Origin of the sequence: Streptomyces pseudovenezuelae (assembly GCF_029892565.1) — a bacterium.
Taxonomy (GTDB): domain Bacteria; phylum Actinomycetota; class Actinomycetes; order Streptomycetales; family Streptomycetaceae; genus Streptomyces; species Streptomyces pseudovenezuelae_A.
Genome location: NZ_JARXVH010000016.1, coordinates 71550 through 88556 on the forward strand (window position 1 = coordinate 71550; position 17007 = coordinate 88556).

Annotated in this window: 8 protein-coding genes; 5 read left to right on the forward strand and 3 right to left on the reverse strand. The window is 70.3% G+C overall.

Annotated elements, in window-relative coordinates:
* Positions 1-9: 9 nt before the first annotated feature.
* The 3 genes from M2283_RS38290 (at position 10) to M2283_RS38300 (ending at position 5852) form a co-directional block, all read left to right on the forward strand.
* On the forward strand, positions 10-1581 hold the full coding sequence (locus M2283_RS38290; RefSeq protein ID WP_280881121.1) for a DUF4038 domain-containing protein: 1572 nt from the start codon (positions 10-12) through the stop codon (positions 1579-1581).
* Positions 1582-1586: 5 nt separating this feature from the next.
* Positions 1587-4229, forward strand: coding sequence for an alpha-L-rhamnosidase (locus M2283_RS38295; RefSeq protein WP_280881122.1), 2643 nt, complete (start codon positions 1587-1589; stop codon positions 4227-4229).
* Positions 4230-4673: 444 nt separating this feature from the next.
* Entirely contained in the window at positions 4674-5852 is a 1179-nt protein-coding gene (locus tag M2283_RS38300) for a serine hydrolase domain-containing protein (protein ID WP_280881123.1), read from the forward strand.
* A gap of 141 nt (positions 5853-5993) precedes the next feature.
* On the opposite strand, the gene M2283_RS38305 is transcribed toward M2283_RS38300, so the two are convergent.
* Complete coding sequence (locus tag M2283_RS38305; RefSeq protein WP_280881124.1) at positions 5994-7172, reverse strand: HupE/UreJ family protein; 1179 nt, start codon at positions 7170-7172, stop codon at positions 5994-5996.
* Positions 7169-11155: a metallophosphoesterase gene (locus M2283_RS38310; RefSeq protein WP_280881125.1), complete on the reverse strand. Its 3987-nt coding sequence runs from the start codon at positions 11153-11155 to the stop codon at positions 7169-7171. The genes M2283_RS38305 and M2283_RS38310 overlap by 4 nt, the downstream gene beginning before the upstream one ends.
* A gap of 270 nt (positions 11156-11425) precedes the next feature.
* Here M2283_RS38310 and M2283_RS38315 point away from each other — a divergent pair, with 270 nt between their 5' ends.
* A complete protein-coding gene (locus M2283_RS38315; RefSeq protein WP_280881126.1) occupies positions 11426-12364 on the forward strand; it encodes a PfkB family carbohydrate kinase in 939 nt (312 codons plus the stop codon).
* A gap of 140 nt (positions 12365-12504) precedes the next feature.
* Positions 12505-14868 carry a glycosyl hydrolase family 95 catalytic domain-containing protein gene (locus M2283_RS38320; protein ID WP_280881127.1) on the forward strand — a complete coding sequence of 788 codons (2364 nt, stop codon included), beginning with the start codon at positions 12505-12507 and terminating at the stop codon, positions 14866-14868.
* Positions 14869-14937: 69 nt separating this feature from the next.
* Here the strand turns inward: M2283_RS38320 and M2283_RS38325 are convergent, their stop codons facing one another.
* Complete coding sequence (locus M2283_RS38325) at positions 14938-17004, reverse strand: iron ABC transporter permease (protein WP_280881128.1); 2067 nt, start codon at positions 17002-17004, stop codon at positions 14938-14940.
* Positions 17005-17007 lie beyond the last annotated feature (3 nt).

The window sequence follows — 17007 nt, forward strand, 5'->3', positions numbered from 1 at the left end:
GAGCCGGTCATGAGCGATTCACGGTCGGAGGCGGAAAGAGTGGCCGGCCCCTGGCGGCAGACCGAGATCGCCCTGACCGGGGCACGCGACTACGCCAACCCCTACACGGACGTCGACGTATGGGCCGAGTTCACGCACGAGTCCGGGACCGTACTGCGCCGCCCCGCCTTCTGGGACGGCGGCCGGGACTGGAAGGTCCGTTTCGCTTCCCCGGAGACGGACGGCCGCTGGACCTGGCTCAGCGGCAATTCCGTCCCGGACGAGGGACTGTCCGGGCAGAGCGGCGAACTCGTCGTCCGCCCCGCCGCGGACGACGGCGACGCCTTCCACCGGCACGGCTTCTGGCGGATGTCACCCGGCGGACGCAGCCTGGTGCACGCCGACGGGACGCCCGCGCTGTTGGTCGGCGACACGGCCTGGGCCCTGCCCTGGCGGGCCACGGAGGACCAGGTCACGAGATACGCGGACGACCGACGGGCCAAGGGCTTCAACGCGGCCCTGCTGATGAGCGTCCAGCCCGACATGGACGCGCGCGGGCCCCGCGACCGCACCGCGGACGAGGGGTTCGACGTCGGCTTCGAAGACCTGCCCACCGGCCACGTCAATGTGCTCAGGCCGGCGTACTTCCGGTGCCTCGACCACCTGATCGGGATCCTGCGCGACCACGGGATCGTCCCCGTACTCCAGCCGCTCTTCCACGGGTTCGGCTGGAAGGGCCTGCGGGTGGCGGGTCCGGTGGTCCCCCCGCAGGAGTACGCGCGCTACTGCCGCTATCTGGTGGCTCGCTACGGTGCCGCCCCCACCGTCTACCTGGTCGGCGCCGACGGCGGGGGCCACGAACCGCAGATCGCGGCGGGCGGCGCGGAAGTCGGCCGCTGGGACGGCTACGGCCAGCCCTGTGGCATCCACTACCGTCCGCACGCCGACAACCGCGCCCACCAGAGCGAGACTTGGCTGCACTTCCAGTGGTGCCAGACCGGCCACATGGGCGGGCACGTCCAGGAACGGGTCGCCGACATGTGGCGCAACACCCCCGCCAAGGCGGTCGCGAACGGCGAGCCCACGTACGAGAACACCGGCCGCCCCGGCCGCGCCGCGGGCTGGTGGCAGGGACACGAGGCCTGGAGCAACCTCTGCGCCGGCGGCACGATGGGCGTGGTGTACGGCGCGGCGAGCCTGTGGCAGTGGCGGCTGCACTCCGCCGAAGCCGGGCACGAGGAGTTCTTCCTCGCCGAAGGCGCCGACTGGCGGGAGGCACTGGACTTCGAGGGCTCGCGCCATGTCGGGCTCGTCGCCCGGATCCTTGAGGGCCTGCCACTGACGGACATGCGGCCCGACTGGCGCTCCGCCCTGGCGCCCCGGGGCCTGTCCGTCCCCGGCGTGCTGTACCTCTGTTACGCGGAGGAGGGCGGACCGCTGTTCATCACCGACCCGGCGAACGTCCCGCTCCCCTACCGGGTGGTCGACCCCCGAACCGGCGAGACCGTCCGTGAGGGGGTACGCGCCACGGCCGCGGAACCCGTGCCCGACGAGGGCGGTGCCCCACGGGTGTACATCTGCCATGACCCGAACCGGAGTTGATCCCCGTGCATGTCACGCCGCCCACCTTCGAGCACCACCGCGAGCCCCTGGGCATCGGCGAGTCCGCTCCGCGCCTCAGCTGGCGCACGGTCACCGACGCCACGGACTGGCGGCAAGCTGCCCACCAGGTGGAGATCACCGCCGCCGACGGCACGGTCCTCGCCGGCACCGGACGCGTGGAATCCGCCGATTCCGTCCTCGTCCCCTGGCCGGGGCCGCACCTCGGCTCCCGGGAACGAGTCGGCGTACGCGTACGCGTCTGGGGCGACACCGCGGACGAGCCGTCGCCCTGGTCGAGGACCACGTACGCGGAAACCGGACTCCTGGAACCGGCCGACTGGACGGCCCGCCCCGTCACCCCGGACCACGCCCCCACCGACGAGCCGCTGCCCGTCGCACTGCTCCGCCACGACTTCACCCTCACCGGTCCCGTCGCCTCGGCCCGGCTCTACATCACCGCGTACGGCGTCTACGCAGCCGAGATCAACGGCGAGCACGTCGGCGACCACGTCCTGTCCCCCGGCTGGACCTCCTACCAACACCGGTTGCGCTACCAGACCTTCGACGTCACCCCACTGCTACGGACCGGTGAGAACACCATCGGAGCACTGCTCGGCGAGGGTTGGTACACCGGACGCCTTGGCTTCCACGGCGGCAGACGCCACATCTACGGTGAACACCGCGCGCTCCTCGCCCAGTTGGAGATCACGTACGCCGACGGCACGACGCGGACCGTCCGCACCGACGAACACTGGCGTACCGCGACCGGCCCGGCGCTGCGTTCGGAGATCTACGACGGTGAGGTCTACGACGCGCGGCGGGAAAGGCCGGGATGGTCCACGCCGGGACACGACACGGCCGGCTGGGCGCCCGTCCTTGAACTCCCGGCACCTCGCGCCGAGTTGGTGGCACCGACGGGTCCTCCCGTGCGGCGCACTCAGACCGTCGCCCCGGTCGCGGTCACCACGACACCGTCCGGGAAGACCGTCCTGGACTTCGGGCAGAACCTGGTCGGCCGACTGCGCATCCGCGTCTCGGGCGCCGCCGGCCACGAGATCACCCTGCGCCACGCCGAGGTGCTGGAGCACGGCGAACTGTGCACCCGCCCCCTGCGGTTCGCGGCCGCAACGGACACGTACGTCCTGCGCGGCGAAGGCATGGAGACTGGCCAAGGTGTGGAGACCTACGAACCGCACTTCACCTTCCACGGCTTCAGATACGCCGAGATCGGGAACTGGCCCGGCCCGCTCGACCCCACCGACATCGAGGCGGTCGTGCTGCACACGGACATGGCCCGCACCGGCTGGTTCGAATGCTCCGACCCACTGGTCAACCAGTTGCACGAGAACGTCGTGCAGGGCATGCGCGGCAACTTCCTCGACGTCCCCACGGACTGCCCCCAGCGCGACGAACGCATGGGCTGGACCGGCGACATCCAGGTCTTCGCACCCACCGCGACCTTCCTCCACGACTGGTCCGGCATGCTGACCGGCTGGCTGCGGGACCTGTCCGCGGAGCAGTTGGCGCGACCGGATGGCGTACCGCCCCTCGTCGTCCCCGATGTCCTGCCGGACACCTTCCCGGACGTGGGAGCCCAGGCGGTGTGGGCCGATGTCGCGGTGCTCCTGCCGTGGACGCTGTACCAGCGCTTCGGCGACCTCGACGTGCTGCGCACCCAGTACCCGAGCATGCGGGCCTGGGGCGAGGCCACGATCCGGCTCACCGCCGAGGGCGACGGACTGTGGCGCCAGGACTTCCAACTCGGCGACTGGCTCGACCCGCAGGCTCCGCCGGACCGTCCGGGCGAGTCGCGGACCGACGGCGACCTCGTCGCCAACGCGTACGTCATCCGCTCCGCGGAGGTCCTCGCCGAGGTCGCCGGCCTCCTGGACGGGGCAGGGCACTTGGACGGCAAGGGCGACGCCGCTCGTTTCCGCGCACACGCACAGGCCGTACGCGAGCGCTTCGCCGACCATTACGTCACCCCTGACGGCCTCCTGTCCTCGGACACCCAGACCGCGTACGCCCTCGCCATCGCCTTCTCGCTCCTGCCGACGGAACGTCAACGGCGGGGCGCTGCCGAACGGTTGGCGCAGATCGTGCGCCGCGCGTCCTTCCGTATCGCCACCGGTTTCACGGGCACGCCGCTGATCTGCGACGCCCTGTGCGCGGCGGGCGAGCCTCAACTCGCCTACCGCATGCTCCTGGAGAAGGGCTGCCCGTCGTGGCTGTACCCGGTGACCATGGGCGCCACCACCGTCTGGGAGCGCTGGGACTCGATGCTGCCCGACGGCACCGTCAACCCCGGCGAGATGACCTCGTTCAACCACTACGCGCTCGGCGCCGTCGCCGACTGGCTGCACCGTACGGTCGCGGGCCTCGCCGCCGCCGAACCCGGCTGGCGACGGCTGCGCATCGCCCCGGTCCCGGGTGGCGGTCTGAGGTGGGCGAGGGCGGCTCACGACACTCCGTACGGCAGGGCCGAGGCGGGTTGGCGCATCGAGGGCGACAGTGCGGGCACTCTCGTCGTGGAGACCTTGGTACCTCCGGGCATCCGGGCCGAGGTCCAACTCCCCGACGGCAGACCCCTGTTCGAGATCGGCTCGGGACGCCACACGTTCCAATGCCCCTACGCCGACCCTGCCTGAGCGCCCTGCCGCACAAATCGGTCGGCTACTTGTTCTCGCCCGACCACCCGGCCGCACCCGCGGCCGGGCGGTCCGGATGTGTCGGCCAGTTCCGTGGGCCGGCCGATGCTCTGGCCGGCGGACGAGCCGTGGCCGGTGTGCGACGAGACTCACGCCGGTGTACGTGGCCGTCGCATCGCCGATATCCGTGTGGGGCGCGACGGCGAACTCAACGTCTTCGCCTGCCCGGCCGATCCCCAACACCCGCACCGCTGGAGCCTCCAGTAGGCCGGCGGGTGCCTGGGATCCGGTACGGCCACGTGGAGCTCAAGGCGAGTGGGACCGGTCGAGGGGCGTCGCTATCCACCTGACCACGGAAACGAATACCTTGGCCGGTGTGAACGTCGTCTTCGAGGGTGCCTCGAATCGGTTGGGCGAGTCCGTCATCGCCCGCGACACGGGGCTGTGTCGAGACACGCCGGCTGCCGGATCCGCTTTCGGCAAGCCGTCGACGTCCAGCGGGACCCGCTGCACGTGGCCGAGCCGGTGACGATGATGACCTCACTGCAGCAAAAGGTCCAAAGCGTCCTCGACGAACTCGTCGACACCGGAGCCGAGACCGGCTTGCAGGTTGCCGTCCACCACCGCGGCGTTCTTGTTGTCGACGCCGTCGCCGGCCTCGCCGACAGCCGGACCGGGCGCAGGGTGACCCCGGAGACCCCGTTCTTCAGCTTCTCGGCAGGCAAGGTCATGACGTCACTGATCGCTCACCTGCTCGTCAGGACCGGTGCTGTCGGATACGACACTCCAGTGGTCGACCTGTGGCCGGAGTTCGGTGCCCGCGGCAAGGAGTCGGCGACTCTTCGACACGTGCTCACACACTCGGTCGGCGTGCCGGCGATGCCTCGTGGCATCGGCCCTGCCGACCTGACCGACTGGTCGCGGGTCTGCACCGCGATCGCCGACGCCGAACCTCGGTGGCGACCCGGGACCAAGACGGGATACCACTCGTTCACCTTCGGCTTCCTCGTCGGCGAGATCGCACGCCGGGTCACGGGCAAACCGATACGGCAACTCCTGCGCGAGTGGGTCACCGCGCCCCTGGGCATCGACGGTGACCTGTACTTCGGTGTGCCCCGAACCGACCTTGCCCGGCTGGCACGACTCGAAGACGCCGTACCGCCCCCGGTCGCCCCACCTGAGGGCGATGCCATTCTCGCGCCCTGGGAACTGCGACCGACCGCGGCCATGGGCAACAGCCACGAGACCCTGCAAGCGGACATCCCGTCGGTCGGGACCTTCACCGCGCGGGGAGCGGCTGCCATGAACGCCTCGGTCCTCGACGGTCGGCTCATCGATTCACACCAGCTCGAGGAGTTGACGGCGGTGGCCTTCGAGGGCACCGACCAGGTCTTCGGCAACCATGCGCGGCTGGCCCTGGGTTATCCGCTCGGCCGGATCGGTACGCAGCCGGACGAGGCACCTACCACGTTCGGCTGGGTGGGTGGCGGCGGCAGCTACGTCTATGCCGACACCGCCACCGGCACCTCCTTCGCCATGACCAAGACCCGTCTCACCCCCCACTTCAACACCGCACAACGCCTCGCGGACCTGACCACAGCCGAGATCGACCCACCTGCCTGAGCACCGACAGCCAGGAGGCCCTGTGCCGCAGCCTCTCGTGCTCGCGTCCGCGGAGCCCAACCAGCCGTCACCGGCCTGTGACTGCCGGATGACCTGTCGGCTGCGAGACGGAAAACACCAGGAGGGGTATGTGAGGAGAGTTCAAGAGTCGAAAAGCGCGCCTCCGAACGACACCCGGTCCCAGAACCAGTACAGGCTGACCACCACGATCGGTGTGGTCAGTGCGGGCAGCACCCATCGGTGGACGGTGGTGCGGCGCAGGAGGAGCAGCAGGGGAAAGACGACGGCGATGATGCCCAACTGCACCGCTTCGATACCGACGTTGAAGCTAAGCAGCGACAACAGCAGCTCCCAGGACCAGCTTTCGTCGATGCCGAGCGCTCCGGCGAAGCCGAGGCCATGCACAAGGCCGAAGAGGAAGACCGTCGGCAGCCGCCAGCGTCCGCTGCCCTCGCGGTCGCGCAGGAGGATGCCGGCCAGGGCCACCACCGCGATGGACGCGGCGATGACCGGTTCCACGACCGCCGCGGGCACGTGCACCACACCCGTCGCCGCCAGCAGGAACGTGACGCTGTGCGCGGCGGTGAAGGCGGTCGCCGTCAGGAGGACCGCGCGCAGGGTGCGGGCGCCGATGAGCAGGGACAGCAGGAAGAGGATGTGGTCCAGGCCGAATAGGAGGTGTTCGGTGCCGAGCAGGAAGAACTCCACGATCTGGTGGGACTCGTGGTGCCCGCCGGTCTCCACGGTCGGTTCGCCGGCCGTCAGCACCTGGGAGCCGCGCCGGCCGTCGAGGTCGTAGTGCACGATCGTCCGGGTGCTGTGGACGAAGCTCTCGGCGTCGGGGAACAGGGCGCTGGAGATCGCGTAAGTACCGCCGGTGCCCGGGCAGTTGTAGGCCAGCGTGAGGACGGCGAACGGTTTGGTGCCCCGGGTGCGGACGTCCGCGTCCCGCGCGAGCCGGGGCGTGCAGGGCCTGTCGTCGTGGGTGAGGGCGAAGCGTGCCGTGACGTACTCGGTCACCGCGTCGGCGTTGCTCTTGAGCTGATGCAGCTGTGCGGTGCGGCCCTTCGCCTCGTACGCCTCGGCGTACAGCCAGGCCGACTTCATCAGCAGGTCGTATTCGAGATCGAGGTCTGCCTGCACCCGGGTTCCGGCACCCCTCACCTCGACGTACGCGGTCGAGGTGAGATCGTGTGCGGCGGCCGGGGTCGGGTGGGCGAGACCTGCGGTGAGCACGGCCAGCAGAGCGGCTACGACCGTGAGGAGCGCCGCGCCCGGCCGTGAGGTGGACAGGCGCGTCGACCATGGGGGCGCCGTCACTGCTGATCCTCGGACGACGTGAACCACTGGTAGCCGGGCACGTCCGGTCCCCACGTACCCGGGCGGCCATGGGCGTCCTTGGTGACGAAGACGCTCGGCTCGGAGGCCGTCACCCCGCCGCCGGTGGTGCGTGCCGTGACGAACCAGGCGTGGGTCGTGCCGGGCTTGAGGCCCTTCCAGGTCACCGAGGCGACCTTGCCGGAGTCGACCTTGGCCCGGCCGATGACGCTCACCGGGTTGTACAGCGCGAGCGAGTCGGTCTTGAAGGTCGTCCTGCGGCTGCCGAGGTCGACGGGGAGGACCATGTTGTCCTCGGTGCCGTCGTACCGGTGGAGGGTGTCGTACTCGGTGGAGCCGAACTCGTCGAGCAGCGGGGAGTAGGTGTCCACCGTCAACTCGGAGCGTTTGACGTTGAATTGGAGCATCCGGAAGAAGCTCGCACCGAACTGGAGCTGGGTGTCGGGCTGGTAGCCGCCGATCTCGGTGAGCCCGAGCCGGTCCGCGGAGACCGTGTAGAACTGGTAGTCCGCGAGCAGTTCGACGACGTCGTGCGCGACCTCGCCGACGCGCGGTTTCACGTTGGTGCCCACGCCGTGCTCGTGACCGGCGAGGATCAGGAACACGTTCGGGTTGTCCTGGACGACCGTCTTGTAGAGCATCGAGCCGTCGGGCGGGGAGAACGCGGCGCCGCGTCCGTCGGGGTTGTTGCTCGGGGCGAGGTAGTCGTGCGAGAGCAGGATGCCGTTGCGGTCGGGGTAGCGCTTGAAGATCGAGTCGGCCCATTCGGCCTCCTCGCGTGTCACCCCGTACGACAGCCCCACCACGACGAAGTCCAGGCCGCCGGCCGAGAACAGGTCGTAGTGGTTCTGGTTGTCGCCCGCGCGCCACGGGCCGCCGTACTCGGCGTGCTCCCACCCCTTGGACAGCGCCTCGTAGCGCTCGGGGCCGTAGTACTTGTTGTAGATGGCGTCCGCGCCGTTCTCGGTGCCCGACTGGTTGTCGTGGTTGCCCGCGATCACGCCGTTGGGCACGCCCGCGTCGTCCAGGATCTTCTGCTGCTCGGACGACACCTCCATCTCGCCCACGACCTCCCGCTGGGTCGCCTCGTCGGCGGGCTTGCGGATGTTGTTCTCGATGATGTCGCCGGTGTGGGCGACGTACGCGATCTTCCGCTGTTGCTTGTTGGCGACGATCCAGCGCGAGACATCGCCGTACGCCTTCTCCCACACCGCGCGCTCCTCGGGCGTCTCCTGCTCGACGGCGCCCTCGGAGAGGTACTGCGTGTCGGTGTAGTGGACGATCGAGAAGTCGTACGAGTCAGGGTCGGCGAAGGAGTTCGGGTCGCCGGCGTCGATGTCGTCGGCGAACGGGTCCTCGCCGGTGACCATGACGTGGATCTGTTTCCGGTCGACGTAGGTGCGGTCGACGACGGTGCTGAGGACGGTGTCGCCGTCGGCGGCGCCGCGGGTGCTCGTCAGGACGTCCCACCGTTTGGTGCCGGTGTTCCACACGCGCAGGGCGGCGAGCCGTTCGGGGTCGATGACGCCTTCCCAGCGCAGTACCGGCGCGTCCACGTGACCCTTCACCTCGACGTCGAAGCGCTGGAAGGTGACGTCCTCGCCGGCCGGTGCGTCGAGGGTCCTGCCGTCGGCGGGTTCGAGGCCGGAGGCCTTCACCCGTCGCTCCCCCTTGACCTTGAGGGTCGTGGGGACGGACGGGGCCGTGCCCTCGTACACCCGGCCCGGGGTCAGGATCTCGGCCTCGGAGAAGGTGGCGTCGACCTTGCCGCCGTCCGGTTCCGCGACCTTGGCGGAGAGTGTGACGTTCTTGCCGGCGTCGGTCGTGCCGGACTTCGGGGTGAGGTCGGCGGGGGCGTCGGGGATGCCGGCGGATCTGAACTTCACTGCCCTGGTACCGGTGTTGCCGAGGCTGTCCGTGCCGGACACCGAGAGAGTGTGCTCGCCGGCCGGGAGGCCGGGGCCGACGGAGGCGCCGAGTTGGATCGGGCGGCCGTCGAGTTTGACGTCGGGACCCGTCACCACACCGGAGAAGTCGTCGATCCGGACGTCGAGGACGACCGAGGCGGTGATCTTCTGCCCGGCGGCCGGGGTGCTGGCGGTCACCCGGGGCGCCGAGTTGTCGGTGGCCAGGACGCGGGTCGCCCTCTTGCCGCTCTTCGACGTCGCGGCCAGGGTGTGCGCGCCGTCGTCGATCTTCTTGGTGTCGAGGTCGGCGCGCAGTCCCTGGGCCGGGCCGTCGACGAAGAACTCCAGGTCGATCTCCGTCAACGGATTGACGTTGTCACCGCAGTTGCCGTCGCCGAAGCTGTACGACCCCTTGAGCATCCGGCCCTCGGCGGTGCCGTTCGCCGGGGTGAGGGTGATGCCGGAGAGGGCGAAGTCGTCGCGGTTGTCGCCGCACGAGGTCGTGTAGGTGCCGGTGACGAAGTCGACGGTGTTCCAGCCGGGGACGAGCCACTCGTTCGGGAGCGCCAGGTCGACGTGCCGGCTCACGAAGTCGCCGTCCAGCACGTGCTTTTGACCGTTGACCAGGAGGTAGTTCTGGTAGCGGGCCTCGATCGAGTTGCTGCCGACGGTGAACCCGAGTGTCGCGTTGCCGGAGCCGAGTGTCTCGGTGACGGGCACGGCCGGAGCGTCGATCGTGTAGCGCAGCTCCGCCTCGCGCAGCCGGGTGTCCGTGCTGCCACAGGTGCCGTCGCCCATGGCGTACGTGTCGGCGATGTCGTGGCCCGTGACGGTGGCGCCGTCCAGGGCGAGGGCGAGGTCCGCGAGGTCGAAGTCGTCGCGGTTGTTGCCGCAGCTCTCCTTGTAGGGGCTGGTGACGACCTTGATGACGTTGTCGCCGGGCATCAGGAAGCGCGCCGGGATCGCGATGTCGACGCGCTGGCTGACCCAGGTGCCGCCGAGGTCGATGCGTTTGCCGTTGACGAGCAGGTGGTTGTCGTACCGGTCGTCGACGGAGTTCGAGCCGACGTCGAAGGAGAAGGTGGCCGCGCCATTGCCGAGGTGCGGGTCGGTGGCCGGCGCCCTGCCGTCCACGGTCAGCGAGTCGACGGAACCGTCGGTGCCGGCCGGGAAGCTCGCGAACACCGGCTGACGGCCCGCCACGAGCGTGCCGTCCTTGGGCAGCAGCCGCGGGGCGCCCGCGGGGGCGTTGTTGACCGTCACCTTGTTCTTGACGGTCTTGCCCGAAGTGGTCGTAGCGGACAGGGTGTGCTGTCCGTTGGCGAGCTTTGTGGAGTCGAGGTCGACGGTGCGTCCGGTGGTGCCCTGCGGATCGCCGAGCACGAAGAAGCTGAGCGTCGCCTTCGTCAGCAGTGACGTGTTGGAACCGCAACTGCCGTCGCCGAAGGAGTAGGTGTACTCGTTCTCCTCACCGTCCGCGACCTCGCCGAGCAGGTCCAGGCCGATGTCGGAGAGCACGAAGTCGTCGTAGTTGGTGCCGCAGGAGCTGTCGACCGTACCGGCGAAGATCTCGATCCGGTTCTCGCCCTTGACCAGCTCCTGGTTCGGGATCTCCATCGTGCCGCGCTCGTTGACGAGATCGCCGATGTCGACCCGGTAGTCGCCGTTGACCAGGACGTAGTTGTGGTAGCGGGCCTCCGTCGAGTTCGAGCCGACGTCAAAACTCAGCCGGGACACGCCGAGGGTCCGCTCGGCGTCGATCGCCTTGCCGTCGACCGCGAGCTTGGTCACCGAGTCACCGGCCAGGGTCGGCGTGGCCGCGACCTTCTGCGTGCCCTCCAGGTAGGCCCCCTCGCCGGGGGTGAGGGTGGGCAGGCTGGTGGCCCCCGCCGACTTGTCCCGACCCGGGCCGCGCTCCTCCGGATCCGTGTCGGCGTACGCCGTCGTGAGATTGCCGCTCACGAGCAGCAGGGCGGTGAGGACCACTCCTACGAGGCGGTGGGTGCCGCGCAGTCCGTGTCCGTCATCTGGCCGTCTTCGCCGCTGAGTTGGCCCCATCAGGTCGCCCTTCCTGATCGCTGCGAGGTGAAAGGCATGCTGACGAACCCGCTGCACGGCATGCCCATGGCAAGCGTGGGCGGTGGAGGTGAACACAGGCGAAGCAGCCGTCAACGACGAGGAGAAGGGGACTTTTGGTTACCCACTGTTCGTGCGCCAGGGCCGATCGGGCTACCGACGCGTGTCCGCCTCCTTACCGGCCCCTCGCGTGGCGGAGTTGACGGAGATACTGAGGCGGCTGGAGGGACGGGCAAGAGGAGGTGCGGGCAGGTGAGTGCGACGGAACGGGGACGCCCTGACGGGCTGTTCGTGGGGCTGTGCACGCTGGACGTCATCCAGCTCGTGGACCATGTGCCGTCCTCCAACGAGAAACTGACGGCCCGTGAGCAGACCTTCGCCGCGGGCGGTCCGGCGACGAACGCGGCCGTGACCTTCCGTCATCTCGGGGGCACGGCCGAGCTGTTGACCGCGATCGGCTCGCATCCGCTGGGGCTCGGGGTCACGGCCGACCTGAACCGGCTGCGCGTCGCCGTGTCGGACCTCGCGGCCGACGCGGTCGAGCCGCCCGCGGTGTCCTCCATCCTGGTGACCGCGTCCACCGGCGAGCGTGCGGTCGCGTCGACCAACGCCACGGGTCACCGGCTGGCCCCGCCCGATGATCTCGACGCGTTGGTGGCCGACCGCGACGTCGTCGAGTTCGACGGTCACCACATGGAGCTCGCGGTGGCCGTGGCCCGTGCGGCGCGTGCCGTCGGACGTACGACCGTTCTGGACGGGGGCAGTTGGAAGGACGGCACGCCGGACCTGCTGCCGTGGATCGACGTTGCCGTCTGCTCGGCCGACTTCCACCCGCCCGGCGTGAGCACAGCGGCGGACACCCTGAGGTTCTTGGGCGAGCACGGGGTCGCCTGGTCGGCGGTCAGCCGGGGAGGGCAGCCGATCGTGTGGGCGGGGCCCGAGGGCGGTGGCACGGTGGACGTGCCCACGGTCCGGGTGGCGGACACGCTGGGTGCGGGGGATGTACTGCACGGGGCGCTTGCCTATTACCTCGCGGTTCAGGCTCGGGCTCAGGGAGGGCACCTGAGCCTGACGTCGGAGGGCTTCGTGCGGGCACTGCGAGGCGCGGCCGTGGTGGCCTCGCGGGCGTCCGCCTCGTTCGGGACGCGGGCCTGGATGCTGGAGGACCAGGCGGCGACCGGGTCGGGCTGAGCCTCCTGGCGGGGCTGGCGGTTGGCTACCGGGCAACGAACACATCGGATCTATCCCTCTGCATTGACTCGCTTCACCACCATCTCTATGTTGCGTCACGGGATAGCTCCGATGAATCACCCGAGCCGCCTGGAGGCAACATGCCCAACCCCTCCGAGCCCGCCCCGTCCAGACGTACCGTCCTCGCCACCGGATCCGCCCTCGGCGGGACACTGGTCACCGCAGGCCTGACGACCGCACAGGCGAGCGCGGCCGATCGCGCCGAGGCCTCTGCCGGACACCCCGCCGGACGTCAAGCCGAGCACGCTGCCGACCCCTGGCGCGCAGTTCTGGACGACGCCGATCTGGTCTGGCAGCGCATGCCGACGACCTGGTACGAAGGCCCCTTCCTCGGCAACGGCTTCCTCGGGTCCGGGATCTACGCCGAGCCCGGCGCCACCTCGACCGCCGTGCGCTTCAACGTCCAGCACTCCGAAGTACAGGACCACCGTCCCGAGTTCGGCTCGCTGTTCGGCCTGGCCCGGTTGCCGATCGGGTATTTCACGCTGGAGCCGGTCGGCGCGATCACCGGTCTCGACTGGCGACTGTCGCTGCAGGACGCCGAGTTGACCGGCACGCTCACCACCGAGAAGGGCAGCCTGACCCTGCGCGCCCTGGTCCACAACGACCGCTCGGTCCTCGCCGTGGAGGTGACGCCGAGTGCGGGCGAGCGCGATTTCCGCTGGGTGTTCCACCCCGCCGACGCGATCAGTCCCCGTGCCGCCTTCAAGCCGCTGCCGGACGGCTACCAGGGCAACCCGCCCGCCGAGGTCGCCGATCACGACGGGGTGACCGCCGCCGTGCAGCCGCTCCTCTCGGGCGGCCAGCACGTGACCGCGTGGCGGGAGCAGGCCAAGGGCGGGACACGGACGCTGTACGTACATGTCGCGCACTCGTACCCACGCAGCACCGCCCTGGACAGGGCCCTCAAAACCGTCCGCGCCACGGCCCGACTCCCCTACTCCGCCCTGGCGTTGGACCATCGCGCCTGGTGGCACGCCTACTACCGCAAGAGCTTCCTGTCCCTCCCCGACGCCCGCATACAGCGCTTCTACTGGATCCAGCTGTACAAGACCGCCTCCGCCGCCCGCCGCGACGCCCCGGTGATGGCGACGAGCGGCCCCTGGCTGGAGCCCACCCCGTGGCCCAACACCTGGTGGAACCTCAACGCCCAGTTGGAGTACTGGCTCATCCACGGCTCCAATCACCTCGAACTCGACGCGATCACAAGGGCGTTGAGCGAGTTCCGGGACAACCTCGCCAAAGAGGTGGCCCAGCCCTACCGGGCCGACTCGCTCGGGATCCCGCGCACCACCGACCCGCACCTCGTCAACGGCGCCGCCGGCACTCTCACCGGTTACGGCGTCGGCATCCCCGGCCAGGACCCGCCGACCCCCGAAGTCGGCGATCTGACCTGGGCGTTGCACAACGTCTGGCTCACCTACCGGCACACGATGGACAGGGCGATCCTCCGGGACGTCCTCTTCCCGCTCCTGCGCAAGGCGGTCAACTACTACCTGCACTTCCTCGAGCCCGGCCCGGACGGCAAGCTCCACCTGCCCGCCACGTTCTCCCCGGAGTACGGAGGCAACTCACGCGACTGCAACTACGACCTGATGCTCCTGACCTGGGGCTGCCGCACCCTTCTCGAGAGCGCCGAACTCCTCGGCATGCACGACCCGTTGGCGCCCCGGTGGCGCGAGGTACTGGCGAAGCGGGTGGCGTATCCGACGGACGCGAACGGCTTCATGATCGGCGCGGACATCCCCTTCGCGAAGTCGCACCGCCACTACTCGCATCTCCTCGCGGTCTACCCGCTGTACGAGGTGACCGGCCGCACCCCCGACGAACGCGCCCTGATCGAGCGGTCGTTGGCACACTGGGTCGGCTTCGAGGGCGCCCTCCAGGGCTACACCTTCACGGGCGCCGCCTCGATGTCCGCGCTGCTCGGCAAGGGCGAGGACGCCCTGAACTACCTCGGCGAACTGATGACCCGCTTCATCCAGCCCAACACCATGTACAAGGAGTCGGGGCCGGTCATCGAGACACCCCTGTCGGCGGCCCAGTCCCTGCACGACATGGTGTGCCAGTCGTGGGGCGGTGTCATCAAGGTCTTCCCCGCACTGCCGGCCGCCTGGGCGGATCTGGCGGTCCACAACTTCCGTACACAGGGCGCCTTCCTGCTCAGCGCTCGCCGTCAGGGCGGCTCCACCCGCTGGGTCCGGCTGATCAGCGAGGCCGGCGCTCCCTGCGTCGTACGGCACGGACTGACGGGACCGATCGACGTACGGGACGGGCACGGCCGTACCCTCCGCCACTCCGACGCGGGTGACGGTGCGATCCAAATCCCTCTGCGCAAGGGCGAGTCGGCACTGATCACCGCCAGGGGCGACCGGCCCGACCTGACCATCACCCCCGTACGACCGAACGAGGACGCGCCTCGTTGGGGGTTGCCCCTCAGCTGACGCGGAAACTGAAGGCGAAGCCGAGCGCACGCGGCCCCGAGCCGTGACCCGACCCCCGGCGCACGCGCACTAGTGCCGAGTCCGGACCAGGAGGTACAGGAAGTACGGCGTGCCGATGACCGCGGTCATCAGGCCCGCGCCCAGTTGTGCCGGTGCGATCACCGTCCGGCCGAGGAGGTCGGCCGTGCCGACGAGGGCCGCGCCCAGGAGGACCGCCACCGGTACGACCCGGGTGTGGCGGCGGCCGACGAGGGTGCGGGCCGCGTGCGGGGCGACCAGGCCGACGAAGGCGATCATGCCTGCGGCGGCGACCGCGGTGGCGCTCAACAGCACGCTGACGACCAGGAATCCGAGCCGTGCCGGCGCGAGGCGCAGGCCCAGGAGAGCGGGCGTGTCGTCGTCGAGGGACACGAGGTCGAGTTCGGTGCGTCGTGCCACGGCCACCGCGAGGCCCAGCACGAGGGCGCCGGCGACGGGGAGGGTGTCCGGCAGGGTGCGGCCGTAGGTGGAACCGGACAGCCAGGTGAGTGCCTTCGTGGCGTTGAAGGGGTCAGTGAGGACGATCAACAGGCTGATGAGAGCGGTCGTGGCGGCGGACACGCCGATGCCCACGAGGACCAGCCGGTTGTGGCCGAAGCCGCCGCGCGCCGCGAGTCCGAACACGAGGACTGCGGTCAGGGCCGCGCCCGCGAACGCCGCTCCCGCTACGCCCCAGGATCCGGCGGCCGATGCCGTGGTGACGAGGAGGACCGCGCCGAGGGCGGCGCCGCCCAGGACGCCGAGGGTGCCCGGCTCGGCGAGCGGGTTGCGGGTGACGGCCTGGACTAGGGTGCCGGACAGGGCCAGTGCCGCGCCCGCGAGGAGCGCGGCCAGGACGCGCGGGACCCGGGTGTCCAGGACGAAGGAGACGGACTGCGCGGCCCGGCTCTGGGCCCAGTTGGCCACATCGCCCAGCAGCAGTTTCGTGTCGCCCAGCAGGACACCGGCGACGGTCACCGCGAGAAGGACGACCACCAGCGCCGTCACCGTCGTCAGGAACACGGCTCTGGTGGGGATGCGCAGCCGTTCCGGGCCGGTCGCGGTGGTGGTGTCGCGTACCCGCAGGGCCATGGTGATCAGGAACACCGCGCCGAGGATGCTGGTGACGACTCCGGTGGGTACGGCGACCGCGGACTCGGCCGAGACCAGGGCGCGCAGCAGGACGTCCGCGCCGAGCACCAGTCCGGCACCGGCCAGCCCCGCCACCGGCAGGCTCGCCCTGGTGCGGACGAACGGCCGGATGTGCCGGGCGAGCGGTCGAATCAGGGCGGGTGCGCACAGGCCGACGAAGCCGATGGGTCCGGCGAGGGTGACGGCTGCCGCCGAGAGCAGCGAAGCGAGCACCACGACCGTGACCCTGGTGGCCCGGACCGGGACGCCGAGGCCGCGGGCTGCTTCGTCACCGAGGGCCAGGGCGTCCACGCGGCGGGCCACCAGCAGCATTCCGACGAGTCCGGCCAGGACGACGGGCGCCATCTGTGCCACGCCGTCGAAGCCGTTCTGGCCGATGCTGCCCTGGTTCCACTGGTAGAGGCCCTGGGTCCGCTCGGGGAAGAGGAGCAGCAGTCCCTCGGTGACCGAGGACAGCCCGAGGGTCAGGGCACTGCCGGCCAGGACGAGACGGACCGTCCCCGTGCCGAGGCCGGACAGGGACAGCACGATCGCCGCCGCGCCGAGCCCGCCGAGGAACGCCACGCCGGAGGAAGCGAGCAGTGGCAGCGAGGCGCCGGTGACACTGAGCAGGCCCAGGGCCAGGTAGGAACCGGCTTTCACGGCAAGGGTGTCGGGCGCGGCGAGCACGTTGCGGGTGACGGACTGCAGGGCCGCGCCGGCCATGCCGAGCGCGGCGCCGACCAGCAGGCCCGCGGTCATGCGGGGCAGCCGCGAGGAGATCACGACGGACGCGTCGGCGGAGTCGGCGTGGCCGGCGAGCGCCTTCCACACCTCGGCGGGGCCGACGGCCGCCGTGCCCTGGGTGATGTCGACGACGGCGAGGGCCGCGACGAGGAGGACGAGCACGGCCGTCACCGCGGTCGCGCCCGTCCTGGAAGTGACGGCGGGCGCGCCGGTGGTGGGAGCTGGTGCGGTGACGGTCATGGC

Bases quoted from the DNA above. Each gene is read 5' to 3' on its own strand.
- M2283_RS38290 (WP_280881121.1), top strand. From the start codon at position 10: ATGAGCGATTCACGGTCGGAGGCGGAAAGAGTGGCCGGCCCCTGGCGG.
- M2283_RS38310 (WP_280881125.1), bottom strand. From the start codon at position 11,155: ATGGGGCCAACTCAGCGGCGAAGACGGCCAGATGACGGACACGGACTG.
- M2283_RS38320 (WP_280881127.1), top strand. From the start codon at position 12,505: ATGCCCAACCCCTCCGAGCCCGCCCCGTCCAGACGTACCGTCCTCGCC.
- M2283_RS38325 (WP_280881128.1), bottom strand. From the start codon at position 17,004: ATGACCGTCACCGCACCAGCTCCCACCACCGGCGCGCCCGCCGTCACT.